The following is a 23,402-nucleotide window of genomic DNA, read 5'->3' as shown; positions in this document are numbered from 1 at the left end:
GCGCAGAACCCATACACCGTTGGTCTATAACCCCAGCTCTAAGATCGTCACCTCACGCATGCGAAACTTCTGAATCTTGCCGGTCACGGTCATTGGAAACTCATCAACAAACCTGTAGTAACGTGGCACTTTGAAGTGAGCGATATGGGCTATACAGAACGCTCGCAACTGGTCTTCATCACATTCAGTCCCCGGATGCAGCTTGACCCATACCGCCACCTCTTCGCCGTATTTGTTGTCAGGTACGCCTATCACTTGTACGTCGGCGACAGCTGCATGGGTGAACAGAAACTCCTCAATCTCTCGCGGATAGATGTTCTCACCGCCGCGAATAATCATGTCTTTATTACGCCCAACAATGCGCACGTAGCCGTTTTCGTCCATCGCAGCTAAGTCTCCAGTGTGCATCCAGCCTTCCGGGTCTAGCGCATCAGCACTGGCTTGCGGGTTATCCCAATAACCGAGCATGACGCTATAACCCCGCGTGCACAGCTCCCCCGTTACCCCGCGGGAAACAATCTGGCCCTGCTCATCGACGATTTTGCTTTCCAGGTGCTGCTGGGTACGCCCCACACTGGTAACCCGCACCTCAAGATCATCATCCGCAGCAGTCTGCAGCGACACCGGACTCGTCTCTGTCATGCCATAGGCAATCTGCACCTCACTCATGTGCATCTCTTTGATTACCCGACGCATCACTTCAATTGGGCAGGTCGAACCGGCCATGATCCCGGTGCGCAGGGAACTGAGGTCAAATTCCTTGAGGCTCGGATGATCAAGCTCGGCAATGAACATGGTTGGCACGCCATACAGTGCAGTCGCCTGTTCTTGAGCGACCGCTTGCAGAGCAGCCTCAGGCTCAAAACCTGCAGATGGATAAATCATCGTCGTACCGTGGGTCACGCACCCCAGATTCCCCATGACCATGCCAAAGCAGTGGTACAGCGGCACGGGGATCACAAGCCGGTCAAGCTCGGTAAGGCCCAGGCTTTCGCCAACCATGTAGCCATTATTGAGGATGTTGTAATGGCTCAAGGTTGCACCCTTGGGTGCCCCGGTCGTGCCTGAGGTGTACTGAATATTGATCGCCTGATCCGCGTGCAACTCTGCCTGGAGCGCGACCAACTCCTCCTCCGTTACGGCCTGGGCAAGTTCGGCCAACTCACGCCAGTGCAAAAACCCTGCAGGTGCTTGATCCGCTAGCGAAATAACCCCGCGTAAATCAGGTAAGCGTGCGCTTGCAAGCTGGCCGCGAGTGCTGCTTGCCAGTTCTGGCAATAAGCCAACCAGAATGGCTTGATAGTCAGACGTCTTGAAGGCTTCTGCGCAAACCAGCCAACTACAGCCCGAATGTTTGAGCGCATACTCGAGCTCGTTACTGCGATACGCCGGATTGATATTGACCAACACTGCGCCGATCTTGGCACTGGCAAACTGGCTGATACACCACTGCGCACAGTTAGGTGCCCAAACGCCAATCCGGTCACCGGTTTTAATCCCCAGCGCCATAAACGCCCGGGCCGTACGATTGACCTCATCCGCCAACTGCGCCCAGCTATAACGCACCTGCTGATGCACCACGATCAGAGCATCGCGCTCAGCGAAACGCGCCACGGTGTTATCGAATGCATCGCCAACGGTCATGGTCAGCAGTGCTTTGTCTTGAGGTCCTTGGGTATAGCTCGGCGCAGTCATTGGATACCTTTTTATAGTTGTTAATGGCTTGTAAGCTGTGGCAAAGCGAAGCTTGCCCACCGAGGCTCACGCAAATACCCCGAATATTTACGACCCTAATGGTGGGTGTAAACGCGTCACCCCCTACTTATCGTTAACTCAAAAACCCCGTGCGATGACCATACGCTGTACATCGCTGGTGCCTTCGTAGATCTGACAAACCCGCACATCGCGGTAGATGCGCTCAACCGGGAAGTCTTTCAGGTAACCGTAGCCGCCAAAGGTTTGAATGGCCGCCGAGCAGACTCTTTCAGCCATTTCTGAAGCAAACAGCTTGGCCATTGAGGCTTCGGTCAGGCACGGCAGTCCAGCCTGGCGTAACGCTGCTGCATGCATGACCATTTGCCGGGCCACTGCAATTTCCGTGGCCATGTCTGCTAGCCGGAATGCCACGGCCTGGTGTTCGATGATTGGCTTGCCGAAGGTTTCGCGCTCATGGGCGTAGTCTCGCGCCGCTTCAAATGCTGCCCGGGCCATGCCGACGGCTTGGGAGGCAATACCAATACGCCCGCCTTCAAGGTTACTCAGGGCGATTTTGTAGCCTTCGCCCTCCTCACCCAAACGCAAGCTAGCCGGGATGCGCATATCGTCAAATTGCAGCTGACAAGTGTCGGACGCGTGCTGACCGAGCTTTTCTTCAACCCGGCTGACACTCAAACCGGGCGTATCGGTCGGCACGATAAACGCCGAAATGCCGCGCTTACCCAAACTCGCATCTGTGACAGCAAAAACAATCACCACGCCCGCATGGCTGCCCGAGGTGATAAATTGCTTGCTGCCGTTGATCACATAATCATCGCCATCACGCTTGGCCTTAGTGCGCAAGAAACTGGCGTCTGAACCGGCTTGTGGTTCAGTAAGGGCAAATGCACCAAGCATTTCACCTTGAGCCAAAGGTTGCAGGTAGTTGCGCTTTTGCGCATCGGTGCCGTATTTCAGGATCGGCATGCAACCGACCGAGTTATGCACGCTCATGATGGTCGAGCAGGCACCATCACCGGCTGCTATTTCTTCAAGTGCCATGGCATACGCAAGGTGGCCGGTATCGGCACCACCCCATTGCTCGGGTACCAGCATGCCGAGAAAGCCAAGCTCAGCCATCTCCCGTATGGCCTCAGCGGGAAAACGGTGTTGGCTATCCCACTCGGCGGCAAAGGGCTTCAATCGCTCCTGAGCAAACTGGCGTGCCACATCACGAATTTGCAGCGCTTCATCGCTGGGTATCATTTATCGACTCCCGTCCAGTTCGATGGCAACAGCAGTCGCCTCACCGCCACCAATACAGACCGACGCCACGCCTCGACTCAGGCCGTGTTGCTGCAAGGCGTAAAGCAAAGTGACGATGACTCGCGCCCCGGATGCACCAATGGGATGCCCCAAAGCACAGGCCCCCCCATGAATATTTACTTTGTCGTGGGCTATACCCAGATCACGCATGGCGGCCATCGGCACCACGGCAAATGCTTCATTGATCTCAAACAGATCGACCTGATCAAGCTCCCAACCGGTCCGCGCCATCAAGCCCTTGATAGCTCCAACCGGGGCTGTGGCAAATAAACCCGGCGCCTGCGCATGGGAGCTATGCCCAACCAAGGTAGCCAACGGCTTGAGCCCACGCGCTTGCGCTTGCGAGCGACGCATCAGCACCAGGGCCGCAGCGCCATCAGAGATGGAACTGGCATTGGCCGCCGTGACGGTGCCGCCCTCACGAAACGCAGGTTTTAGCGTTGGTATTTTCTCCAGCTTGGCTTTAGGCGGCTGCTCGTCTTGGGTCAGGTTCAGGGTTTCGCGCTTTGACTTAACCTCAACGGCTGCGATTTCTGCTTCAAAATGCCCTTTAGCCATGGCGTCCTGAGCGCGCTTTAAAGAGGTAATCGCATAATCATCTTGTTGCTCACGGCTAAAGCCATAACTCTGCGCGCAGTCCTCAGCGAAAGTCCCCATTAACCGGCCCTTGTCATAGGCGTCTTCAAGACCGTCAAGAAACATATGATCGAGGACCCGGCCATGGCCCATACGATAACCGGCCCGGGCTTTATCCAGCAGATAAGGCGCGTTGGACATGCTTTCCATGCCGCCAGCGACCACAACATCAGCGCTGCCTGCGAGTATCAGGTCATGAGCCAGCATCACCGACTTCATTCCCGAGCCACACATCTTGTTCAATGTCGAGCAAACCGTAGCTTGATCCAAGCCAGCCGCCAATGCCGCTTGACGAGCCGGGGCCTGACCTTGCCCCGCTTGCAGCACGCAGCCCATGATCACTTCATCAATGCCATCATCGGCCAACTGCGCTCGCCTGACTGCGGCCCCAATAGCCACGGCGCCAAGCTCAGTGCAACGGGTGCCACTTAAATCACCCATAAAGCCGCCCATTGGCGTGCGCGCTGCACTGACAATGACGACCGGATCAGATTGATTGTTCATCTTCGTAACCTCCAAATGCCCGTGCCTTAGCGACTACTTGGCCGCCATACGCAAAGCACCATCCAGGCGAATGGTTTCGCCATTGAGCATAGTATTTTCGATGATATGCAGCGCCAGCGCGGCATACTCCTGGGGTTTACCTAAGCGCGGCGGGAACGGCACATTGGCGGCTAGAGCATCACGCACGTCTTGCGGCATACCCGCCATCATCGGCGTTTCAAAAATGCCTGGGGCAATGCACATAACCCGGATACCCGAGCGTGCAAGCTCGCGGGCTAAAGGCAAGGTCAGGCCGACCACTGCGCTTTTTGAGGCCGCATAAGCGGCTTGGCCAATCTGCCCGTCAAAGGCGGCAACCGATGCGGTGTTGATCAGCACCCCGCGCTCACCATCGGCTTGAGGTGTGTTCTTGGCGATGGCTTCGGCCGCTAAACGCAGCATGTTAAAGCTGCCAATCAGGTTGACATCAACCACCTTGCGAAAGCTTTCCAAGCCGTGCACGCCATTGCGCCCCAAGAGCTTTTCAGCGGGTGCTATGCCTGCGCAGTTGACCAATCCATGCAGGCTGCCGAAACGCTCGAGCGTTTCGGCTATCGCCTTGCTGGCATCCGCCTCCTGAGTGATATCCACTTGGACAAAATAGGCATTTGCGCCCAGCTCGGCGGCGCGAGCGGCACCGGCCTCGGCATTGATGTCAGCGATCACCACAGAAGCGCCTGCCTCTATCAAGGCGCGAGCAGTCGCAAGGCCCAAGCCGGAACTGCCGCCAGTAATTAAAAATACCCGTTGATCAACCTGCATCAGGCTTTTTCCTGTTCTGAATTAGCGATGAAGTTTTGCTTGGCGATTTCTTGATTGCGCAGCAAGAAGCGCTGGATTTTGCCGCTAGGCGTTTTCGGCAACTCACTGACAAATTCGATCTCGCGAGGATAGGCGTGCGCAGATAACCTTTTGCGCACATAGCGCTGAAGCTCTTCGGCCAAGACAGGATCGGCCGCAAACTGCGGCTGCAAGACCACAAAGGCTTTAACCAACTCAGTACGCTCAGGGTCTGGCTTGCCAACCACTGCAGCTTCAATAACCGCCGGGTGCTCAATCAAGGCGCTTTCAACATCAAAAGGCCCGACGCGATAGCCGGAGGTGGTTATCACATCATCAGCGCGACCGACAAAGCTGATGCTGCCATCGGCATTAAGCTCAACGGTGTCGCCACTCAAGTAGTACTGGCCGCTGAAGGATTTAGTTGCCATGCCTTGATAGCCAGGAAACCAGAACAGCGGCGACTGGCTCATGTCCAACGCAAGATTGCCGGGTTGGCCGGCCGCCAGTTCATTGCAGGCTTCATCGAGCACCACGACCCGATGCCCAGGCACCGCAAAGCCAGCTGCACCAATACGCACCGGATGCTCAAAAGCATGATGGTTACACAAGACCATCCCCAGCTCTGTTTGTCCGTAGTGATCATGAATTTTGCTGTCCAGCCCTTCAGCAAACCAACGAATCACTTCTGGCGTCAGGGGTTCCCCGGCGCTGCTAACGGCCCGCAATTGGCCACGCAGCAAGGGCTCGACCTGCTTTTTGTTGGCCAGCAACAACCGAAAGGCGGTGGGTGAGCCCGCAAGATTGGTAATGGCGTATTTGCGAATGACCCGACAGGTGCCCTCAACACTGAAAGCGCCCTCATAAAATGTCGTTGGATGGCCCATCGCCAAAGGTCCGGTCACGGCGTAGTACAGCCCATAGGCCCAGCCGGGATCGGCAACATTCCAAAAAGCATCTTCAGGACGTAAATCGATGGCGTCACGCATGTAGCTGACGAACGCGAGAATTGCTTTTAAAGGCACAGGCACCGGTTTTGCTGCCCCCGTAGTACCTGAAGTAAACATCATCAGAAAGGGAGCTTCGATGCTGCGCATTACCGGCTCGAAGTGATCCTCACAGCGCTCAACTTCAGCCCAGAAACTGAAATCGCCACGGAATATCCCTTGCCCTTTGGCACCTGCAACAGTGACGCGCAACGCATCGCTTGCAACTTCTTCGAGCTTGGCCCGATTAGCCGCATCAGTGACGATGAGCTTCGAGCCCGCAGTGTTCACCCGATGCTCAATGGCTTTGGGACCAAAAGCGGTAAACAAGGGTTGATAAACCGCACCCGCACGCCAGGTACCCAAGATAGTGATGAGCAGTTCAAGATTGCGCCCGAGCATACCAGACACAACATCACCGGGCTTGACCCCCTGATTACGCAGGAAATTGGCAAAGCGGGCAGACTGCTGCTTGAGTTCGGCAAAGGTGTAGGTCGCACTGCTGCCGTCGACCCCCTCCCAAAACAAGGCAACGCGCCCCGGCAATGCATGGCGGTCACAGCACTCGACGCAAGCATTAATCGCATCAACCGAGCCCACCAGGGTTGAACTCAGGGCATGATCAAAATCGAACTCGCGGGCAGCAGTAAAATAATCGCGCATCAGTCAACTCCGGGATATTTTTGTTTGAGGAGTAGTGACCGATAGTCGCGCCCAGAGGTTATCTGGGCAATGTCTTAAGGGGTCAACCTGAGTGAGCAGTTTTGACAGTGACACCAGCCTGCGGATACATCATGGCGTGATATTGGCCCGGCGTTGAGCCGGTCCACTTCTTGAAAGCCTTGTAAAAGGCGCTGGCGTCGGCGAAACCTAACTCAAAAGCCAGGTCATTGAAGTTGCACTCGCCTTGATCGAGGCGGCTGATTGCCATATCGCGGCGCACATGATCCTTGAGGCTTTGATAAGACTGCCCCTGTTGCGACAACTTACGACGCAGGGTTGAGGGTGCCATAAAGAAATGCGCGGAAATGGCTTCGATATCGGGCCATCGCTCGGGCTTTATGCCGCGCAGGTAGGTTTTGATTCGGGCGGCGTGGCTTTGTGGGTCACGGTATTTGACCAAAATGCCCTGCGGCGCTGTCTGGAGAAACAACCTCAGCTCTTCAGCCGTGCGCCTAATCGGTAGATTCAGCCACTGCGCATTGAACAGCAGGCGTGATTGAGGGCGACTGAAACGCAGGTTATCGCTGAACATCACCCGGTAATCCTCAATATAATCGGGTTGAGGCCGCTGTACATCAATCGCGATAATCGGGATGCGCCGTCCCACCAGCCAACACGCCAGACCATGCACCATCATCCACAGGGTGAAGTCTACGAAGGCACGCTCAGGGGTGCTTGAAGCGTTTGGCGACTGTTCTATGACGATCTCTGCCATGCCACCGGTGCGCAGTAAGCGCGGTGACAAGTCTTCAAAGATCAGCCCAAGAAAGCGTAAAGCGCCGCGCAGAGCATGCTCAAGCGTAGGTTCTTTACAGGCGGTGTGCGCCATAAAGGCAAAGCTTCCAACCTTCATGCGCCGCGTATTGAGGCCAAAAAACTCATCATCTATCTGCTGCGCAAGGGTTAACCACAACTGGGCATATTGCTCACAAGTCACCCGTGCGTATGGTTTTGTCAGCAACGCAGGCGCGATACCAGAGGTCTCAAGCAGCTTGTTGACCTCTAAACCGCGATGCTGCAACTCGTGAACGGCTTCACTTACCAAGCGGATTGATATGGTGCCCTTGTCTGCCTGCATGCTTCCCTACCAAGGTTTATCTGTACCACGCATTTTGAGTCAACGCAGTATTTCGCACCTTGCGGCGAAAGTCGTACTGGCGTTGCGACAAATTGTGGCCGGTATTTTTCATTAAGTTTCAGATCTGGCGCTTGACAGTTATACAACCCAGCTTTACGTTTACGTAAAGGTTAATACGAGTTAGCACAAATGCCTACCTATTCAATTTCAGAACTGGCACGCGAACTGGACATCACCACCCGTGCGATTCGCTTTTATGAAGAACAGTCAATGCTCAGTCCTGAGCGGCGCGGTCAGGAGCGGATCTACAGTGCGAAGGACAAAGTCACCCTCAAGCTGATCCTGCGCGGCAAGCGCATCGGGTTTTCACTCGCCGAGTGTAAAGAACTGATCGAACTCTATGACCCCGTTCAAGGGAATCGTAAGCAGCTTGAAAGCTTCATGCAGAAGATTTGCGAGCGGCGCAATCAGCTTCAACAGCAACTGCTCGACATTCAGCAGATGCAGCTAGAACTCGATACTGCCGAAGAGCGCTGCCTAAACGCCATGGCTGATATTGATAAAAAACAAACAGTTAACTCATAAACTTAAAGATAAAAATTACAGGTGAAACCATGAGCTACCCCTCTCTGAACTTCGCACTTGGCGAAACCATCGACATGCTGCGCGACCAGACCCAAGCCTTTGTCGCCGCTGAGTTAACATCACGCGCCGGGGCTATCGACAGCGAGAACCTGTTTCCAGCCGACATGTGGAAGAAGTTCGGTGACATGGGGTTGCTAGGCGTTACAGTTAGCGAAGAGTACGGCGGCGCAGGTCTTGGTTATCTCGCGCATGTTATCGCCATTGAAGAAATCAGCCGCGGCTCTGCATCAGTTGGCCTCTCATATGGAGCGCACTCCAACCTGTGCGTTAACCAGATCAACCGTAACGGTACAGCAGAGCAAAAAGCTAAATACCTGCCGAAATTGATCTCTGGCGAGCACGTTGGCGCGCTGGCCATGAGTGAACCTAACGCAGGATCGGATGTGGTGTCGATGAAACTGCGCGCCGACAAGCGTGGTGATCACTACGTCCTCAACGGTAGCAAAACCTGGATCACCAATGGTCCGGATGCCAACACCTACGTCATCTATGCGAAAACCGACATAGAAAAAGGCGCACACGGAATCACTGCCTTTATTGTTGAGCGCGACTGGAAAGGCTTTAGCCGTGGCAGCAAGTTCGACAAGCTCGGCATGCGCGGTTCGAACACTTGCGAGCTGTTCTTCGATGACGTTGAAGTACCGGCAGAGAACATTCTGGGCGTAGAAAACGGCGGCGTTAAAGTCCTGATGAGCGGCCTCGACTATGAACGCGTAGTTTTGGCGGGCGGCCCTATTGGCATCATGCAGGCCTGCATGGACGTAGTAGTGCCCTACATTCATGACCGTAAGCAATTCGGCCAAAGCATCGGTGAGTTCCAGCTGATTCAGGGCAAGGTAGCCGACATGTACACCCAGCTCAACGCGAGTCGCGCTTATCTTTATGCTGTCGCTCAAGCCTGTGATCGCGGCGAGACGACCCGCAAAGATGCCGCTGGCGTGATTCTCTATAGCGCCGAGCGCGCAACCCAAATGGCCCTTGATGCCATCCAGATTCTGGGGGGCAATGGCTATATCAATGAATTCCCAACAGGCCGTCTGCTACGCGACGCCAAGCTGTATGAAATCGGCGCTGGCACCAGCGAAATTCGTCGAATGCTGATTGGCCGCGAGCTGTTTAACGAAACCCGATAAGCCACGTTTTGCAGGGTGGCCAAGGCGAAGCTTGCCCCCTGCGGCTCACGCACCCCAATGTTCAAAATGGCTGATGAGATGACTGTTACTTCAGTTGCTCGCGGCCGCATTTTCCGGAGTTCGCCAGATGGCTGTTTTACTCTCTCAGATCAACACTCGCTCACCGGAGTATGCTGGCAATAGCAGCGCCATGACTGAGCAAGTTGAGGCACTGCAAGCGCTGCTGGCGCAGATCCATCAAGGGGGTGGAGCCAAAGCCCAAGAGCGCCACACCTCCCGCGGCAAACTGTTGCCCCGCGAGCGAATCAATCAACTGCTCGATATCGGGTCACCGTTCCTAGAGATCAGCCAGCTGGCAGCCCACGAGGTGTACGGCGAAAGCGTGCCAGCAGCTGGCGTGGTTGCAGGCATTGGCCGGGTAGAAGGCATCGAGTGCATGATCGTCGCCAATGATGCCACCGTTAAAGGCGGTAGCTATTACCCGCTGACGGTAAAAAAACACCTGCGCGCACAAACCATCGCTCAGCAAAACCGCTTGCCGTGCATCTATCTGGTCGATTCAGGTGGTGCCAACCTGCCCCGTCAAGATGAAGTTTTCCCCGATCGCGAGCATTTCGGGCGGATCTTCTTCAATCAGGCCAATATGAGCGCCTTGGGTATTCCACAAATAGCCGTGGTAATGGGCTCATGCACCGCCGGCGGCGCCTATGTGCCAGCCATGGCGGATGAAGCAATCATGGTACGCAACCAAGCCACCATCTTTCTCGCTGGGCCGCCGTTGGTCAAAGCGGCAACGGGTGAAGTCGTCAGCGCTGAGGACTTGGGCGGTGCTGACGTGCATTGCAAAACCTCCGGCGTGGCTGACCACTATGCCGAGGATGACGCCCATGCCCTCGCCTTGTGTCGACGCAGCATCGCCAACCTTAACTGGCGCAAGCTTGGCCAGGTCAATTGCCGCGAGCCGATCCAACCGCTGTATGACGCCCAGGAGCTCTATGGGGTCATTCCAAAGGATGCCAAACAGCCCTTCGATGTCCGCGAAGTCATTTCTCGGCTGGTCGATGGCTCGGTATTTGATGAATACAAAGCCTTGTTTGGCAGCACCCTGGTCTGCGGCTTTGCGCACATTAGCGGTTACCCGGTGGCGATTCTTGCCAATAACGGGATTTTATTCGCAGAGTCGGCGCAAAAAGGTGCCAACTTTATCGAGTTGGCCTGCCAGCGTGGGATACCGCTGGTGTTCCTGCAGAACATCACCGGCTTTATGGTCGGACAAAAATATGAAGCGGGTGGCATCGCCAAACACGGTGCCAAGCTGGTGAACGCAGTGGCCTGCGCCAAGGTGCCTAAATTCACAGTAATCATCGGCGGCAGCTTCGGCGCGGGTAACTACGGCATGTGTGGCCGTGCCTATGACCCACGTTTTTTATGGATGTGGCCCAACGCACGGATCGGCGTGATGGGAGCCGAACAAGCGGCTGGGGTACTGGTGCAGGTCAAGCGCGAACAAGCCGTGCGTGCAGGTGAGCACTTCAGTGCCGAACAAGAGCAGCAGCTTAAACAGCCGATTCTCGATCAGTACGAAGCTCAAGGGCATCCGTATTACTCCAGTGCTCGGTTATGGGATGACGGCGTAATAGACCCCGCACAAACCCGTGAAGTGCTGAGCCTGGCCCTTTCTGCCAGCCTAAATGCCGCGATTGAGCCGAGCACCTTTGGCGTATTTCGCATGTAAATCGGCCGCTGACGCATGCGCCCTGCCCCTGAATATTTAATGAGTTAATGGTATGACTGACTTCACCACCATCGAACTGGTAAAAGCTGCCAACGGCGCTGCCACCCTCTGGCTCAACCGGCCAGAAAAGAACAACGCCTTCAACGCTGAAATGATCCGCGAGCTGATCCTCGCCCTTGATGATGTTCAAGCGGATAAGTCCCTGCGCTTTCTGATCCTGCGTGGTCGTGGCAAACACTTTAGTGCTGGTGCGGATTTGGCCTGGATGCAAGCCAGCGCCAAACTCGACTACAACGCCAATCTCAATGACGCTCGCGAGCTGGCCGAGCTGATGCACAACCTCTATCAACTGAAAACCCCAACACTGGCAGTTGTCCAGGGCGCGGCATTTGGCGGCGCGGTCGGCTTGATCAGTTGCTGCGATATTGCCATTGGTGCCGATGACGCACTGCTCAGCCTAAGCGAAGTGCGAATTGGCTTGGCCCCAGCGGTTATCAGTCCATTCGTGGTGCAAGCCATTGGTGAGCGTGCCGCCAGACGCTTTGCCCTGACGGCTGAGCGTTTCAGTGGTGTTAAAGCGCAACAACTGGGTCTGTTCGCCGAAACCTATAGCGCCAGCGAGCTGGATGCGCAAACCGATGCATGGTGTGCAAACTTGCTGCTCAACAGTCCGCAGGCTATGCGCGCCAGCAAAGACTTGCTCAAAGAGGTTGGCAGCGGCGTATTAACCCCGGCACTTCGCCGTTACACCGAAAACACCATTGCACGAATCAGAGTCAGCGCCGAGGGCCAAGAAGGTCTCAATGCCTTTCTCGCAAAGCGCACACCCGCCTGGCAGGAGCCGCAAGCATGAGCGAGCAATTGAAAACCATTGACACTATCTTGGTCGCTAACCGTGGCGAAATTGCCTGCCGGGTGATGCAAACGGCCAGGCTGCTGGGTATGCGCAGCGTTGCAATTCACAGTGCAATTGACCGCCATGCACGCCATGTGCGCGAAGCGGATGCTGCGGTCGATTTGGGCGGTGCCAAGCCTGCTGACAGTTATTTGCGGATCGAAGCGGTTATCGATGCGGCCAAAGCCAGCGGTGCGCAAGCCATTCACCCCGGCTATGGGTTTCTTTCAGAGAACGCCGAGTTCGCCCGCGCAATCGAAGCGGCTGGCTTGATTTTTCTCGGCCCGCCCGCTGCGGCGATTGATGCCATGGGCAGTAAGTCCGCAGCTAAAGCGCTGATGGAGCAAGCAGGTGTGCCGCTGGTGCCTGGTTATCATGGCGAAGCGCAGGATGTCGAAACCTTCCTGACCACAGCTGAAGTAATTGGCTATCCCGTGCTGCTCAAGGCCACGGCTGGCGGCGGTGGCAAAGGCATGAAGGTGGTTGAGCACGCCGCCGAGATGGAGCAAGCCCTCGCATCCGCTCAGCGCGAGGCACAGTCATCCTTTGGCGACTCGCGCATGCTGATCGAAAAGTATGTGCTCAAGCCTCGTCACGTTGAAATTCAGGTGTTCGCGGATCAACTCGGCAACTGCCTCTACCTCAATGAACGTGACTGCTCAATTCAGCGTCGCCACCAAAAAGTGGTTGAGGAGGCCCCCGCGCCGGGCTTGTCCGCCGCACAGCGCCAAGCAATGGGTGAGGCTGCGGTCAAAGCCGCGCAGGCCATTGGTTATGTGGGCGCTGGTACGGTTGAGTTTTTACTGGATGCGCGCGGTGAGTTCTTCTTTATGGAAATGAACACTCGCCTGCAGGTTGAGCACCCGGTGACTGAAGCAATCACCGGTCTTGATCTGGTCGCCTGGCAGATCCGTGTGGCGCGCGGCGAGGCGCTGCCGATCACCCAGGCCCAAGTCCCACTGAAGGGGCACGCGATTGAGGTTCGGCTCTATGCTGAAGACCCGGCTAACGACTTTCTGCCCTCCACCGGCACGCTCAGTGTTTATCGTCAAGCAGATGCTGGTGAGGGACGGCGCATTGATTCAGGCGTAGCCGAGGGTGACGAAGTCTCGCCATTTTATGACCCAATGCTCGGCAAGCTGATTGCGTGGGGCGCCAATCGCGAAGAAGCCCGCTTGCGTTTACTGGCCATGTTGAAACAAACCCATGTTGCTGGGGTTCGCACCAACCTGGCCTTCTTGCAGCGTGTACTTGAGCATCCAGCATTTGCAGCCGCGCAACTGGATACCGGGTTTATTCCCCGCTATCAGGATGTACTTTTGCCGGCGCCCAGTGCATTGCCGGACGAGTTTTGGCAGCTCGCTGCCGAGGCTTTTGTGCAAAGTCAGATACAGCGAACGACCGCCCAGGACCCGCACTCACCGTGGGCGCAACACACAGGTTGGCGCGCCGGATTGCCTCGCGAAGTAGACTTGCATCTGGTGTCTGCCGACCAGCAACAGCATGTGCAACTGCGCAATTGTGCGCCTTCACTGTTCACGCTCAGTGGCGAGCAGATGTCAGTTGAGCGCAACGGCCTACGTACATCGCACCAAGTCATCCGCCGGGGTGAGAGCCTGTTTATTGAATGGAAGGGTGAACTGCACAAGGTCGATACCTTTGACCCTATTGCTGCCACGCAACGCAGCCATGATCAACAGGGCGGCCTGACAGCACCAATGAATGGCAGCATCGTGCGCATACTGGTCGAGCCGGGCAGCCACGTCGAGGCTGGTGCAGCATTGGTGGTGTTGGAAGCGATGAAGATGGAGCACAGCATTCGTGCACCACAGGCAGGTACAGTCAACGCTCTGTTTTGTGCTGAAGGCGAAATGGTTGGCGAAGGTACAGTGCTGGTTGAAATGACCTTGAATCAAGATCAAAGCACTGAAATAAGCGTTTAGCAGACATCTGTAATCCAGATTGACTCGTTAAGGAACACTGCAATGGCCCTGCCCCACCATGTTCGACTGGTTGAAGTCGGCCCGCGCGATGGTTTGCAAAATGAGCAGCAACCCATCAGCGTTGCCGATAAAGTTCGCCTGATAAATGACCTGACTGATGCCGGTGTCTGCCACATCGAAGCTGGCAGTTTTGTCTCGCCCAAATGGGTGCCGCAAATGGCTGGCAGTGATGAAGTGTTTGCCCAAATCAAGCATGGTGCAGGTGTTACCTATGCCGCACTCACGCCCAACCTGCGCGGCTTTGAAGGCGCGCTTGCGGCTGGAGTCAAAGAAATCGCAGTGTTCGCGGCCGCTTCAGAGTCCTTCTCGCAGAAAAACATCAACTGCTCTATCAAAGAAAGCCTGGCGCGCTTTGAGCCGGTGATGCAGGCCGCGGAACAAAATGGCATACGTGTGCGCGGCTATGTGTCCTGTGTGCTCGGCTGCCCGTATGACGGTGAAATTGCGCCTGAGCAGGTCGCATGGGTAAGCAAAGCCCTGTTCGACATGGGCTGTTATGAAATATCCCTGGGCGACACCATTGGCCAAGGTACGGCTGGCGCTACCCGCCATCTGCTGGAAACCGTTGGCAAGGAGATTCCTCGCGATAAGCTGGCCGGGCATTTCCATGACACTTACGGACAGGGTTTGAGCAACATTTACGCCAGCCTGCTTGAGGGCATCGGTGTGTTTGACAGCTCGGTTGCAGGCTTGGGTGGCTGCCCTTACGCAAAAGGTGCAACGGGCAATATCGCCAGCGAAGATGTGCTGTATCTGCTTAATGGGCTGGGTATCGAAACCGGAATCGACCTTAATAAACTGGCAGCAGCAGGCCAGCAGATCTGCAATGTGCTTGGCAAAACCAATGGTTCACGCGTCGCCAGGGCGTTAATGGCGGCCGCTGGCTGAGCCCTTGCCTGAGCGGTTGGCAGGCAATTACACACTGCCCATCAATCACTCAGGCACTTCAGCACTAGCTGAATTTCGACTCCGAACGGCGTACCAGCTTAATAGAGTGTTTAAGGGTGGGTTTACGTGTCACGCTGATGGCCTTTCGCGAAACGGTATCAATCGTGATATTCCAAAAACCGCTGCTTGGCACCGTGATGCGTACCGGGAATTTATCAAACGCGCCACCATGATAAGTATGACGCCCACCGTTTTTAAAACTGCGGAAATTCGCGTCGTTCATCAGGCGAATATTGCAGGTTTGTGAGCACTCGATAACGACAAGATCGTCTTCATTGAGATGTTCACGCTGATGTATGAATTTCATCGACCGCTCCACGCAGCTATTAGCAAACCAATGGCTATTATATGTCGCAAATAACCTGCGCGCTTAAAGAGGCTGAGAAAAACTATTGCCAGTGCATCCCATGCCGTGAACCGCATTAACTGAGGAGCAGGTCGCGCAAACAGACACCAGCAACCGCTAAACTACAGCCCCTCTTTGCCTCCAGGGCCCTGACTTTGTCGTTAAATACTGTTTACCTGCTGCTGTTGATCGCCTGCATTGGCGCAGCAGTGGTGTTCTACTGCATGCTGCGTCGTATCAATCAACGTACTGAGGCCCTGCGCAACAAAGAACAGCAACAAGCTGAAATTTTGCGCCAATTGCAAGCCGTTGCCGCTAATAATCATTTAACTGATGAGCAACTGGAGGCGAATACGCAAGATCTTGCGCAGCGCGTCAAGCAGCTCAAATAGCCAAACCGAATGGCTTGAATCGCACGGCTGCAAATGGGTTAATTACAACCCTTGACGCTTACTGAGCCTTAAATGCTGATTCGCCGACTCACCCCATCTGACGCTCCAACCTACCGAGCATTAATGCTTGATGCCTACAGCGCGCATCCTGAGGCATTCAGCTCGACCTCCCATGAGCGCGCAAATAAATCTCTTGGCTGGTGGCAAGCGCGAGTTAGTGATGCACTGCATCCACAGTCCATGGTGCTCGGTGCGTTTGACCGCAATGGTCAGCTTTGTGGGGTGGCTGGCGTCTCGTTCAAAAACCAAGAGAAAACCCGACACAAGGCCACGCTATTTGGTTTATACGTTGTGGCAAACCACCGTCGTAAAGGGCTTGCCCAGCAGTTGGTTGAACAGGCGCAGCTTCTGGCGCGCCAGCGAGGCGGCATAAGGCTGATGCAACTGACTGTCAGCGAAACCAGCCCCGCGGCGATTGCCCTGTATCGCCGCTGTGGTTTTGAGCAGTTTGGTATTGAGCCAATGGCCATAGCGCTCGACGACCACTACGTCAGCAAATTGCATATGAGCTGTCTACTGGCTTGATCTCAGGCAAGGTCGCTTGATTACCCGAGGGCCGTGTCGAGAAACATCATCATCGCAAAGCCGCCCATCAACCCCAAGGTGGCACTGGTTTGATGACCATTACGATGCGTTTCCGGAATAATTTCGTGGGAAACCACAAACAACATGGCACCTGCGGCCAAACTCAAACTTAGCGGATAGGCCAACGCATAGCCGCTTGAAATACCCACGCCAATCAATGCTCCAAGTGGCTCCATCAAGCCAGTGGCGATGGCAATCAGTGCTGCGGTGATTGTTGAGAGTCCGGTAGTGCGCAGCGCCAATGCGACAGCTAAGCCCTCAGGTATGTCTTGGATCGAAATGGCGCTGGCCAGCGGGACGCCAACGCTGAAATCACCTCCGGCAAAGCCAACTCCCATGGCCATGCCCTCGGGTAAGTTATGCAATGTGATTGCAAACACAAACAGCCAGACCCGATTGATTCGTTCGGAATTAGGCCCACAAGGCCCCGTACTTTCATGCTCATGGGGGGTGAATCGATCCAGCCCCAGCATCAGCAAGGTGCCTAAACCTAACCCCAGAACCACCGTAGCCGCCGAGTAAAAGCTGCTGCCGGTGATGCTTTTGGCTGCATCCAACCCCGGCAAGATGAGCGAGAACGAGCTTGCGGCCAGCATCATTCCGGCTGCGAAACCCAGCATGCTATCTTGAGTGCGACTGCTGATGGTCTTGAGCACGACGGCTAATATGGCACCAAGAGCCGTGGCCATAAAACCTGCGCCGCCCGCATAAAAGGCGTAGCGCAGGCGTTCAGCATGCTCTCCACCTGCAGCGTTAACCACTGATGCGATTACCAGATAGATAATCACCAGCACAGCGGCAAAAAACCCAAGGGTCACCCATGGATTTGCCTGAGCCTGAGCGACCCATGCAGCGCGAAAATTTGCGTAGTCGGCTTGCGTCGAATGCATAGCGATCAATACCCCCAGATTGTGCGCTTACTATCCATCGGCTAGCAGTACGAAACAAGAAGTACGCGTTAATTACGGCGATAGAGCAAAGGTATAAGCCCTGATCAAGCACGACTTTCCTTACAAACGCACTTAAGTGCCTGACAACAAGCTTTGAAAACTTCGCGGCCTTTGCACCCCGTACCCCTGGACAAAATCCACACCTATTTCAGCCAATAACTGCCAGACCTCTCGGTTTTCGACGTATTCCGCCACTGTTATGCGTCCCAGTGCATGAGCGACCTCATTGATTGAACGGACTATTGCCAAGTCGTGAGCTGAATTGACTATTTCACGTACAAAGATGCCGTCAATTTTTACGATATCGACAGGCAGGTATTTGAGGTACTCATAAGATGAGAAGCCGACACCAAAATCATCAAGGGCAAATTTGCAGCCAAGGGTTTGCAGCTGGCGGATCAGCTCTGCAGCCTGACTCAGGTTAGCAACTGCTGTGGTTTCAGTGATTTCAAAACATATACGCCGTGGGTCAATTGCGTAATGATTGAATAGCCCCTTAATGAACCCCAGCAGATCTTCATCATTCAAACTGTTGCCCGAAAGATTAATCGAAATCGAGGCACAGCGTTGCCACAGACTCGGGGTGTTTTCGATCTGGCTAAATGCGTTGATCAGCACCCAGCGATCGATTTTACCCATGAGTTTGTAGCGTTCGGCTGCCGCAATGAAGTCATGCAACGCAAGACCGTTTTCCATCACCAAAAGCAACTCATAGTGAGGAATTTCTGAAGCCTTTATGTCGGCCCTGGCAATTTGCTGAACACGCAAGGAGAGATCTTCACGCATAATGATCTCGTCTACCCGAACAGCAATCGCTAACAGTCCAACACGTGCATCATCGGTCAAAACGCTATGGCGGCAGACCCGATTGCCACCTGATTCTTTTGCCAGACTGCATACTGTGGAGAGCTGGCTGAACACACTGCCTACATCATCGCCGGCGGCAGCCTGCATGACGCCAACACTCAGGGTTACACCAAGGCTTTGCCCCTGCCAGATAAACCTCTTCTGCCCTATGCAAGTGCGCATCCTTTCAGCGAGGACGCAGGCACTGACCTCATCATGCTGCTGAACCATTGCCGCAAACTTGACCCCGCTAAGGCGGGCAAGCACGCCATTATTGGGTAGCATTCGCTGTAGCAGTTGAGCAACATGATTAAGACAGGCATCACCTGCCATTAAACCCAGCTGATTATTCAGTAGGCTTAATTGGTCGACCTGTACAGCGATGTATGCAACCTCCTCTGCGCTGTACAGACTTTTCGCGACCACAGCTTCAAAGCTGCGGCGATTAAGCAATCCGGTCAAATCGTCATGGCTGTGGGCATAGGCAATTTCTTCGCATAGATTCCCCACTAGATCCTGCACAGTCCGCAAGACCCCATCGGTAATCTGGGAGGCTGGTGGCAGTTCCTCTGGTGCCAGCCCATTTAACCCGTCCAGAATTAACTGCAACGCTTGGCGATGTTCATCATCTAACCCCTTGATTGCTTCAGGGCCATCAATGGGTGCTGAATGGCACGGGCTATCGGGCTGCATAACCTGACAAGCGCGTAGAAAGGAGTTGGTCCCGGATGAAGATAGGTGATCTGTAATTCGCGGCTCAAAACATTGCTCGGAAAGCGCCTTGAAATAGCAAAACAATGACTGCGGCAGCACCGCGCACATCTGCGCAAGAAACTCATCCCGAACAGGCTCAGGTCGTGAGCTCAGATCGAAAGCCTTCAGCCAATTAGGCACTAAGTAATCGAGGGAAAATGGGTTCTCGGCATTAACAACAGGCTGACCGACCAATTGGCTAAAGCAACTGCAAGCATCCAACTCATACTCGGCGAGCGTCTCGCGGACATTGCCTACAACTCGGTCTACCAACAATTGATCGAGTGCCTGTTCCTCAGCATCTGAAAGGGACTGTTGTGCATAGCGGTGCTTGAGTGCCAGACCACGATTTATGCTATTTACGCATTGGCTGACCAACTGCGGCCCCAGAATATCGCAAAAGGCTACAGCCTCTTTAAAGGCCTGCGCATCTTGAGGTGACAAGGCGTGCTGGGCTTTGTCCTTGAGCGCGTCAACCAAGGCATTAAGGGCCTGCGCGAGTGCTTTAGATAACTGAATCTGGACTACCAAACTCAGCGCGTTAGCCTGCGCAAGTGCTAAGGTGCTTGAGATCAAGCGCATGCCTCCTGCATGACGATGCTCCCTGCGAAGAAACCTCTGAAAAATACTGCGCTAGGTATTACTGGAGCACCCCGTACTGCGTTAAAAAGAACAACTAAAGTCGAGGGCGACCCCGATCGCTTTTTCGCAGTTTATGACTCAGCCAGCTTCTAGCTAGTGCTCCCGAGAGCCTTTGCTTTTTTCAGATGATCTGGTTCTGCGGTCTGTATAACTCGCGAACGGTTCCCCGTTTCATTTCACAGTCTTCAATATCACTATGGCATGCACTAAGACGCCAAGCTTCACCGTCCTGAACATTAGGGAATTTAAATGAGTGAATACACAGCTAAAGTTATGTGGCATCGCGGGACACAAGGCTTTCTAAACAATCGTTATAGCCGGGCCCACAGTTGGCAGTTTGATGGAGGCATCCAAGTGCCTGCATCCTCTTCCCCGCACGTGGTGCCACTGCCCTATTCCGACCCCGCAGCGGTCGACCCTGAAGAGGCCTTTGTCGCTTCGTTATCAAGCTGCCACATGCTCTGGTTTTTGGGTCTTGCAGCCAAACAAGGGTTTGAGGTCAATGAGTATGAAGACAACCCAGTCGGGTTGATGGCCAAGAATGCACAGGGCCGAATGGCCATGACGGTGGTGACACTCTTCCCGCGAGTGGCATTCACTGCGGCAAGCAGCCCGACCAAAGAGCAATTGATCGAGCTTCACCACAGGGCTCACGACCAATGCTTTATTGCCAATTCGGTGTTAACTAAGGTGCAGTGCCACCCCGTGTTTGAATAAATGCCTGCAAACAGCTTCACCACCAGGTTGAGCTGTAAGAGTGCGGCCCCGTGTGGAAGCGCTAAACTGAACGGGACATACACACTCATGAGCAAGGAGCCACTATGAGTGACAATCAAGATGATAAACCGCTAACCACTTGGGAAATGCTGCACAGCGTTTTAGCTGCGGCCTTTGGCGTACAAAGCGGTAAAAACCGCAATCGCGACTTTAGCCGGGGCAAACCCAGCCAATTCATTCTATTAGGTGTGTTATTCACGGCGAGCTTTGTGTTGCTGATTGCAGGGGTCGTGCAGTTGGTGCTGTATTTCGCTGGGGTTTGACAGCCAAGGCGCTTGTTTAAGGTGAAAAAAGCAAACCGCACAGGTGTGCGATTTGCTGCCCCGCCCTAACACTAAACTGGCTTTACTGGTGACTCACCCAGTACACCGCGGTGGCCACCGCAATAATGATCAAGACAAAAATTGCCTTGGCGTCGATAGCACTGTCAGTTGGATCCGGTTCGGTTTGATCATTCATAGGCACCCCCCGCAGTTTTTATGATTATGGCTGTTTCGACTTTGAGTAAAGACCAGGTATGCGACTTGCTCAAGCGCTGTGGTTATGCATGGTGAGTCGCTTAGTGCATAAAGTTCTTTCCATATACTGAAACATCACTTTTGCGCATAACCCTGAACTGGTATCTTCCATCGCCTCCCTAGGGAGTGCGCGGCCGTGCGCGCAGTTTTGCTGTAAATAGTTATTTATGCATTCCGCAAAATGGGTTTGACCCAGTGACTATCGGCTTAACGGCCGGCAGCAAATCATAAATAGAAGCTACGCAGCCTGATAACAGGATCCGTCATGTACGTTTACGACCAGTACGATCAAACCATCATCGAGGACCGCGTTAAGCAGTTCCGTGATCAAACAAGCCGCTACCTGGCTGGCGAACTGAGCGAGGCTGAATTCCGCCCGCTGCGCCTGCAAAACGGCCTGTACATCCAGCGTTATGCGCCTATGCTGCGTATCGCCGTGCCCTACGGCCTGCTCTCTTCAAAGCAAGTCCGCAAGCTGGCAGATATTGCCCGTGACTACGATAAAGGCTATGCCCACATCAGTACCCGACAGAACGTACAGTTCAACTGGTGCGAGCTTGAAGATATCCCAGAAATTCTCGCTGAGCTGGCGACCGTGCAAATGCACGCGATCCAGACAAGCGGTAACTGTATCCGTAATACCACCACCGACCAATTCGCCGGTGTGGCCAAAGACGAGTTGATTGATCCGCGCCCATGGTGCGAAATCATCCGTCAGTGGTCGACATTCCACCCTGAGTTCGCGCACCTGCCACGCAAATTTAAAATTGCGGTAAACGGCGCAGTCAGCGACCGGGCCGCCATTGAAGTGCACGACATCGGCCTTGAAGCTGTAAATAATGAGGCTGGCGAACTGGGCTTTCGCGTATCCGTAGGTGGCGGTTTGGGCCGTACGCCTATAGTTGGCAGCTTCATCAATGAGTTCCTGCCGTGGCAGCACCTGATCAGCTATCTAGATGCCATCTTGCGCGTATACAACCGCTATGGCCGTCGTGATAACAAGTACAAGGCACGGATCAAGATTCTGGTAAAGGCTCTGACGCCAGAAGTCTTTACCGAACGGGTCAACGCTGAATGGGCGCACCTCAAGGATGGCCCTACCACCTTGACCGAAGCAGAAGTTCAGCGCGTTGCTGCACACTTCATCGACCCGGCCTACAAAGCTCTGCAAGATCAAGACGCTGAGTTGGCCGCGCTGGATGCTGAGCACCCAGGATTTTCCCGCTGGCGTCAGCGCAACACCTTCGCCCACAAGAAGCCGGGTTATGTGGCGGTCACCCTATCACTCAAACCCACTGCGGTTGCGCCGGGCGACTTGACTGACAAGCAACTCGACGCAGTAGCCGATCTGGCTGATCGCTACAGTTTTGGTGAAGTGCGTAACAGCCATAACCAGAACATCATTCTGGCCGACATCGAACAAGCCCAGCTATTCACCCTCTGGGGCGAACTTCGCGAACATGGGTTTGCTACGCCGAACGTTGGCTTGCTGACTGACATCATCTGCTGCCCTGGCGGTGATTTCTGCTCGCTGGCCAATGCCAAATCGATTCCAATCGCCGAAGCCATTCAACGCAGCTTTGATGATCTCGATTACCTGTTCGACATTGGCGAAATCGACCTCAACATCTCTGGTTGCATGAACGCCTGCGGTCATCACCATGTGGGTCACATCGGCATTCTTGGTGTCGACAAAAAAGGTGAAGAGTTCTATCAGATCTCACTGGGCGGTAGCGCTGGCCGCGATGCGAGCCTGGCGAAGATTCTTGGCCCGGCCTTTGCGCAAGATGACGTGGCCAGCGTGATCGAGAAAATCATCAATGTTTACGTTGAAAAGCGTGACGATGAAGAAAGTTTCCTCGACACCTTCCGCCGTGTCGGTGTGGATCCGTTTAAGGAGCGCGTATATGCAGCGAATAATTAAGAACGGCCAGATTATCGACGAAACCTGGCACCTACTGCCCAAAGACGCCACGCTCGAAGGCCTGTCCAACTGTGACGATTTAATCGTGCCGCTGGAGTTATGGACTGAGCACGCTCACGCCCTTAAAGCCCGTGATGGCGGTTTGGGTGTGTGGCTTGATGCCGGCGAAGAAATCGAAGAGATTGCTGACCAGCTCGATAATTTTCAAGTGATCGCGCTGAACTTTCCGGCCTTCACCGATGGTCGCCACTCATCAACCGCTTACATGCTGCGCACTCGTTATGGCTACAAAGGCGAAATCCGCGCAATCGGTGACGTACTGCGTGACCAGCTGTTTGCCATGCTGCGCTGCGGCTTTGATGCCTTTGCGCTACGTGAAGACAAAGACCCGCAAGATGCATTGAAAGCCTTTGCTGAGTATTCAGAGGTGTATCAAGCATCCAGTGATCAACCGTTGCCGCTGTTCCGTCGCCGCGCCTGATC

The 23,402-nt window shown here is 54.5% G+C and carries 21 protein-coding genes; 12 read left to right on the top strand and 9 right to left on the bottom strand.

Annotated elements, in window-relative coordinates; all coding sequences use genetic code 11:
* Positions 1-24 precede the first annotated feature (24 nt).
* The 6 genes from ACIGCM_RS22135 to ACIGCM_RS22110 all read right to left on the bottom strand — a co-directional run bounded on the left by ACIGCM_RS22135 (position 25) and on the right by ACIGCM_RS22110 (position 7,767).
* On the bottom strand, positions 25-1,695 hold the full coding sequence (locus ACIGCM_RS22135) for an AMP-binding protein (RefSeq protein ID WP_397504222.1): 1,671 nt from the start codon (positions 1,693-1,695) through the stop codon (positions 25-27).
* Positions 1,696-1,833: 138 nt separating this feature from the next.
* Complete coding sequence (locus tag ACIGCM_RS22130; protein ID WP_397504221.1) at positions 1,834-2,961, bottom strand: acyl-CoA dehydrogenase family protein; 1,128 nt, start codon at positions 2,959-2,961, stop codon at positions 1,834-1,836.
* Entirely contained in the window at positions 2,962-4,161 is a 1,200-nt protein-coding gene (locus ACIGCM_RS22125; protein ID WP_397504220.1) for an acetyl-CoA C-acyltransferase, read from the bottom strand.
* A 33-nt stretch (positions 4,162-4,194) separates the two neighbouring features.
* On the bottom strand, positions 4,195-4,962 hold the full coding sequence (locus ACIGCM_RS22120) for a 3-hydroxyacyl-CoA dehydrogenase (RefSeq protein WP_397504219.1): 768 nt from the start codon (positions 4,960-4,962) through the stop codon (positions 4,195-4,197).
* Entirely contained in the window at positions 4,962-6,629 is a 1,668-nt protein-coding gene (locus ACIGCM_RS22115; protein ID WP_397504218.1) for an acyl-CoA synthetase, read from the bottom strand. Before ACIGCM_RS22115 ends, ACIGCM_RS22120 begins: the two co-directional genes overlap by 1 nt.
* Before the next feature lie 82 nt (positions 6,630-6,711).
* Positions 6,712-7,767: an AraC family transcriptional regulator gene (locus ACIGCM_RS22110; RefSeq protein WP_397504217.1), complete on the bottom strand. Its 1,056-nt coding sequence runs from the start codon at positions 7,765-7,767 to the stop codon at positions 6,712-6,714.
* Between the two features lie 189 nt (positions 7,768-7,956).
* Here ACIGCM_RS22110 and ACIGCM_RS22105 point away from each other — a divergent pair, with 189 nt between their 5' ends.
* The 6 genes from ACIGCM_RS22105 (at position 7,957) to ACIGCM_RS22080 (ending at position 15,066) form a co-directional block, all read left to right on the top strand.
* Positions 7,957-8,352, top strand: a complete 396-nt coding sequence (locus ACIGCM_RS22105; protein ID WP_397504216.1) for a MerR family DNA-binding transcriptional regulator — start codon at positions 7,957-7,959, stop codon at positions 8,350-8,352.
* Positions 8,353-8,381: 29 nt separating this feature from the next.
* Positions 8,382-9,545, top strand: a complete 1,164-nt coding sequence (locus ACIGCM_RS22100; RefSeq protein WP_397504215.1) for an isovaleryl-CoA dehydrogenase — start codon at positions 8,382-8,384, stop codon at positions 9,543-9,545.
* Between the two features lie 127 nt (positions 9,546-9,672).
* Entirely contained in the window at positions 9,673-11,280 is a 1,608-nt protein-coding gene (locus ACIGCM_RS22095; RefSeq protein ID WP_397504214.1) for a carboxyl transferase domain-containing protein, read from the top strand.
* Positions 11,281-11,332: 52 nt separating this feature from the next.
* Positions 11,333-12,133, top strand: coding sequence for a gamma-carboxygeranoyl-CoA hydratase (locus ACIGCM_RS22090; protein WP_397504213.1), 801 nt, complete (start codon positions 11,333-11,335; stop codon positions 12,131-12,133).
* Positions 12,130-14,118 carry an acetyl/propionyl/methylcrotonyl-CoA carboxylase subunit alpha gene (locus ACIGCM_RS22085; protein ID WP_397504212.1) on the top strand — a complete coding sequence of 663 codons (1,989 nt, stop codon included), beginning with the start codon at positions 12,130-12,132 and terminating at the stop codon, positions 14,116-14,118. Before ACIGCM_RS22090 ends, ACIGCM_RS22085 begins: the two co-directional genes overlap by 4 nt.
* A 42-nt stretch (positions 14,119-14,160) precedes the next feature.
* On the top strand, positions 14,161-15,066 hold the full coding sequence (locus tag ACIGCM_RS22080; protein WP_397504211.1) for a hydroxymethylglutaryl-CoA lyase: 906 nt from the start codon (positions 14,161-14,163) through the stop codon (positions 15,064-15,066).
* Positions 15,067-15,130: 64 nt separating this feature from the next.
* On the opposite strand, the gene ACIGCM_RS22075 is transcribed toward ACIGCM_RS22080, so the two are convergent.
* A complete protein-coding gene (locus ACIGCM_RS22075; protein WP_087516764.1) occupies positions 15,131-15,433 on the bottom strand; it encodes a DUF1883 domain-containing protein in 303 nt (100 codons plus the stop codon).
* 194 nt (positions 15,434-15,627) lie between these two features.
* Here ACIGCM_RS22075 and ACIGCM_RS22070 point away from each other — a divergent pair, with 194 nt between their 5' ends.
* Positions 15,628-15,864, top strand: a complete 237-nt coding sequence (locus tag ACIGCM_RS22070) for a hypothetical protein (RefSeq protein WP_397504210.1) — start codon at positions 15,628-15,630, stop codon at positions 15,862-15,864.
* A 72-nt stretch (positions 15,865-15,936) separates the two neighbouring features.
* On the top strand, positions 15,937-16,449 hold the full coding sequence (locus ACIGCM_RS22065) for a GNAT family N-acetyltransferase (RefSeq protein ID WP_397504209.1): 513 nt from the start codon (positions 15,937-15,939) through the stop codon (positions 16,447-16,449).
* A 20-nt stretch (positions 16,450-16,469) separates the two neighbouring features.
* Here the strand turns inward: ACIGCM_RS22065 and ACIGCM_RS22060 are convergent, their stop codons facing one another.
* Positions 16,470-17,399, bottom strand: coding sequence for a ZIP family metal transporter (locus ACIGCM_RS22060; protein WP_397504208.1), 930 nt, complete (start codon positions 17,397-17,399; stop codon positions 16,470-16,472).
* Between the two features lie 132 nt (positions 17,400-17,531).
* A complete protein-coding gene (locus ACIGCM_RS22055; protein WP_397504207.1) occupies positions 17,532-19,640 on the bottom strand; it encodes an EAL domain-containing protein in 2,109 nt (702 codons plus the stop codon).
* A 309-nt stretch (positions 19,641-19,949) separates the two neighbouring features.
* Between ACIGCM_RS22055 and ACIGCM_RS22050 the strand changes: the two genes are divergently transcribed.
* The 4 genes from ACIGCM_RS22050 (at position 19,950) to ACIGCM_RS22035 (ending at position 23,400) form a co-directional block, all read left to right on the top strand.
* Positions 19,950-20,417, top strand: a complete 468-nt coding sequence (locus ACIGCM_RS22050; protein WP_397504206.1) for an OsmC family protein — start codon at positions 19,950-19,952, stop codon at positions 20,415-20,417.
* 104 nt (positions 20,418-20,521) lie between these two features.
* Complete coding sequence (locus ACIGCM_RS22045) at positions 20,522-20,740, top strand: DUF2970 domain-containing protein (protein ID WP_397504205.1); 219 nt, start codon at positions 20,522-20,524, stop codon at positions 20,738-20,740.
* Between the two features lie 520 nt (positions 20,741-21,260).
* On the top strand, positions 21,261-22,919 hold the full coding sequence (locus ACIGCM_RS22040; RefSeq protein WP_397504204.1) for a nitrite/sulfite reductase: 1,659 nt from the start codon (positions 21,261-21,263) through the stop codon (positions 22,917-22,919).
* Positions 22,903-23,400 (top strand): DUF934 domain-containing protein, encoded by a 498-nt coding sequence (locus ACIGCM_RS22035; RefSeq protein ID WP_397504203.1) that lies wholly within the window; start codon positions 22,903-22,905, stop codon positions 23,398-23,400. Before ACIGCM_RS22040 ends, ACIGCM_RS22035 begins: the two co-directional genes overlap by 17 nt.
* Positions 23,401-23,402 lie beyond the last annotated feature (2 nt).

The organism is Pseudomonas sp. NPDC078700 (assembly GCF_044542375.1).
In the GTDB taxonomy this organism is placed as follows: Bacteria; Pseudomonadota; Gammaproteobacteria; order Pseudomonadales; family Pseudomonadaceae; genus Aquipseudomonas.
Note: the sequence above shows the minus strand (reverse complement) of the source record. Positions and strands in the feature narration are given on the sequence as shown.

What these genes read in the sequence shown, in the direction of transcription:
- ACIGCM_RS22060 (WP_397504208.1), bottom strand. Translation starts at nt 17,399, where the DNA reads ATGCATTCGACGCAAGCCGACTACGCAAATTTTCGCGCTGCATGGGTC.
- ACIGCM_RS22105 (WP_397504216.1), top strand. Translation starts at nt 7,957, where the DNA reads ATGCCTACCTATTCAATTTCAGAACTGGCACGCGAACTGGACATCACC.
- ACIGCM_RS22045 (WP_397504205.1), top strand. Translation starts at nt 20,522, where the DNA reads ATGAGTGACAATCAAGATGATAAACCGCTAACCACTTGGGAAATGCTG.
- ACIGCM_RS22110 (WP_397504217.1), bottom strand. Translation starts at nt 7,767, where the DNA reads ATGCAGGCAGACAAGGGCACCATATCAATCCGCTTGGTAAGTGAAGCC.
- ACIGCM_RS22125 (WP_397504220.1), bottom strand. Translation starts at nt 4,161, where the DNA reads ATGAACAATCAATCTGATCCGGTCGTCATTGTCAGTGCAGCGCGCACG.
- ACIGCM_RS22120 (WP_397504219.1), bottom strand. Translation starts at nt 4,962, where the DNA reads ATGCAGGTTGATCAACGGGTATTTTTAATTACTGGCGGCAGTTCCGGC.
- ACIGCM_RS22080 (WP_397504211.1), top strand. Translation starts at nt 14,161, where the DNA reads ATGGCCCTGCCCCACCATGTTCGACTGGTTGAAGTCGGCCCGCGCGAT.
- ACIGCM_RS22115 (WP_397504218.1), bottom strand. Translation starts at nt 6,629, where the DNA reads ATGCGCGATTATTTTACTGCTGCCCGCGAGTTCGATTTTGATCATGCC.
- ACIGCM_RS22040 (WP_397504204.1), top strand. Translation starts at nt 21,261, where the DNA reads ATGTACGTTTACGACCAGTACGATCAAACCATCATCGAGGACCGCGTT.
- ACIGCM_RS22135 (WP_397504222.1), bottom strand. Translation starts at nt 1,695, where the DNA reads ATGACTGCGCCGAGCTATACCCAAGGACCTCAAGACAAAGCACTGCTG.
- ACIGCM_RS22130 (WP_397504221.1), bottom strand. Translation starts at nt 2,961, where the DNA reads ATGATACCCAGCGATGAAGCGCTGCAAATTCGTGATGTGGCACGCCAG.
- ACIGCM_RS22075 (WP_087516764.1), bottom strand. Translation starts at nt 15,433, where the DNA reads ATGAAATTCATACATCAGCGTGAACATCTCAATGAAGACGATCTTGTC.
- ACIGCM_RS22055 (WP_397504207.1), bottom strand. Translation starts at nt 19,640, where the DNA reads ATGCGCTTGATCTCAAGCACCTTAGCACTTGCGCAGGCTAACGCGCTG.
- ACIGCM_RS22050 (WP_397504206.1), top strand. Translation starts at nt 19,950, where the DNA reads ATGAGTGAATACACAGCTAAAGTTATGTGGCATCGCGGGACACAAGGC.
- ACIGCM_RS22095 (WP_397504214.1), top strand. Translation starts at nt 9,673, where the DNA reads ATGGCTGTTTTACTCTCTCAGATCAACACTCGCTCACCGGAGTATGCT.
- ACIGCM_RS22090 (WP_397504213.1), top strand. Translation starts at nt 11,333, where the DNA reads ATGACTGACTTCACCACCATCGAACTGGTAAAAGCTGCCAACGGCGCT.
- ACIGCM_RS22085 (WP_397504212.1), top strand. Translation starts at nt 12,130, where the DNA reads ATGAGCGAGCAATTGAAAACCATTGACACTATCTTGGTCGCTAACCGT.
- ACIGCM_RS22100 (WP_397504215.1), top strand. Translation starts at nt 8,382, where the DNA reads ATGAGCTACCCCTCTCTGAACTTCGCACTTGGCGAAACCATCGACATG.
- ACIGCM_RS22065 (WP_397504209.1), top strand. Translation starts at nt 15,937, where the DNA reads ATGCTGATTCGCCGACTCACCCCATCTGACGCTCCAACCTACCGAGCA.
- ACIGCM_RS22035 (WP_397504203.1), top strand. Translation starts at nt 22,903, where the DNA reads ATGCAGCGAATAATTAAGAACGGCCAGATTATCGACGAAACCTGGCAC.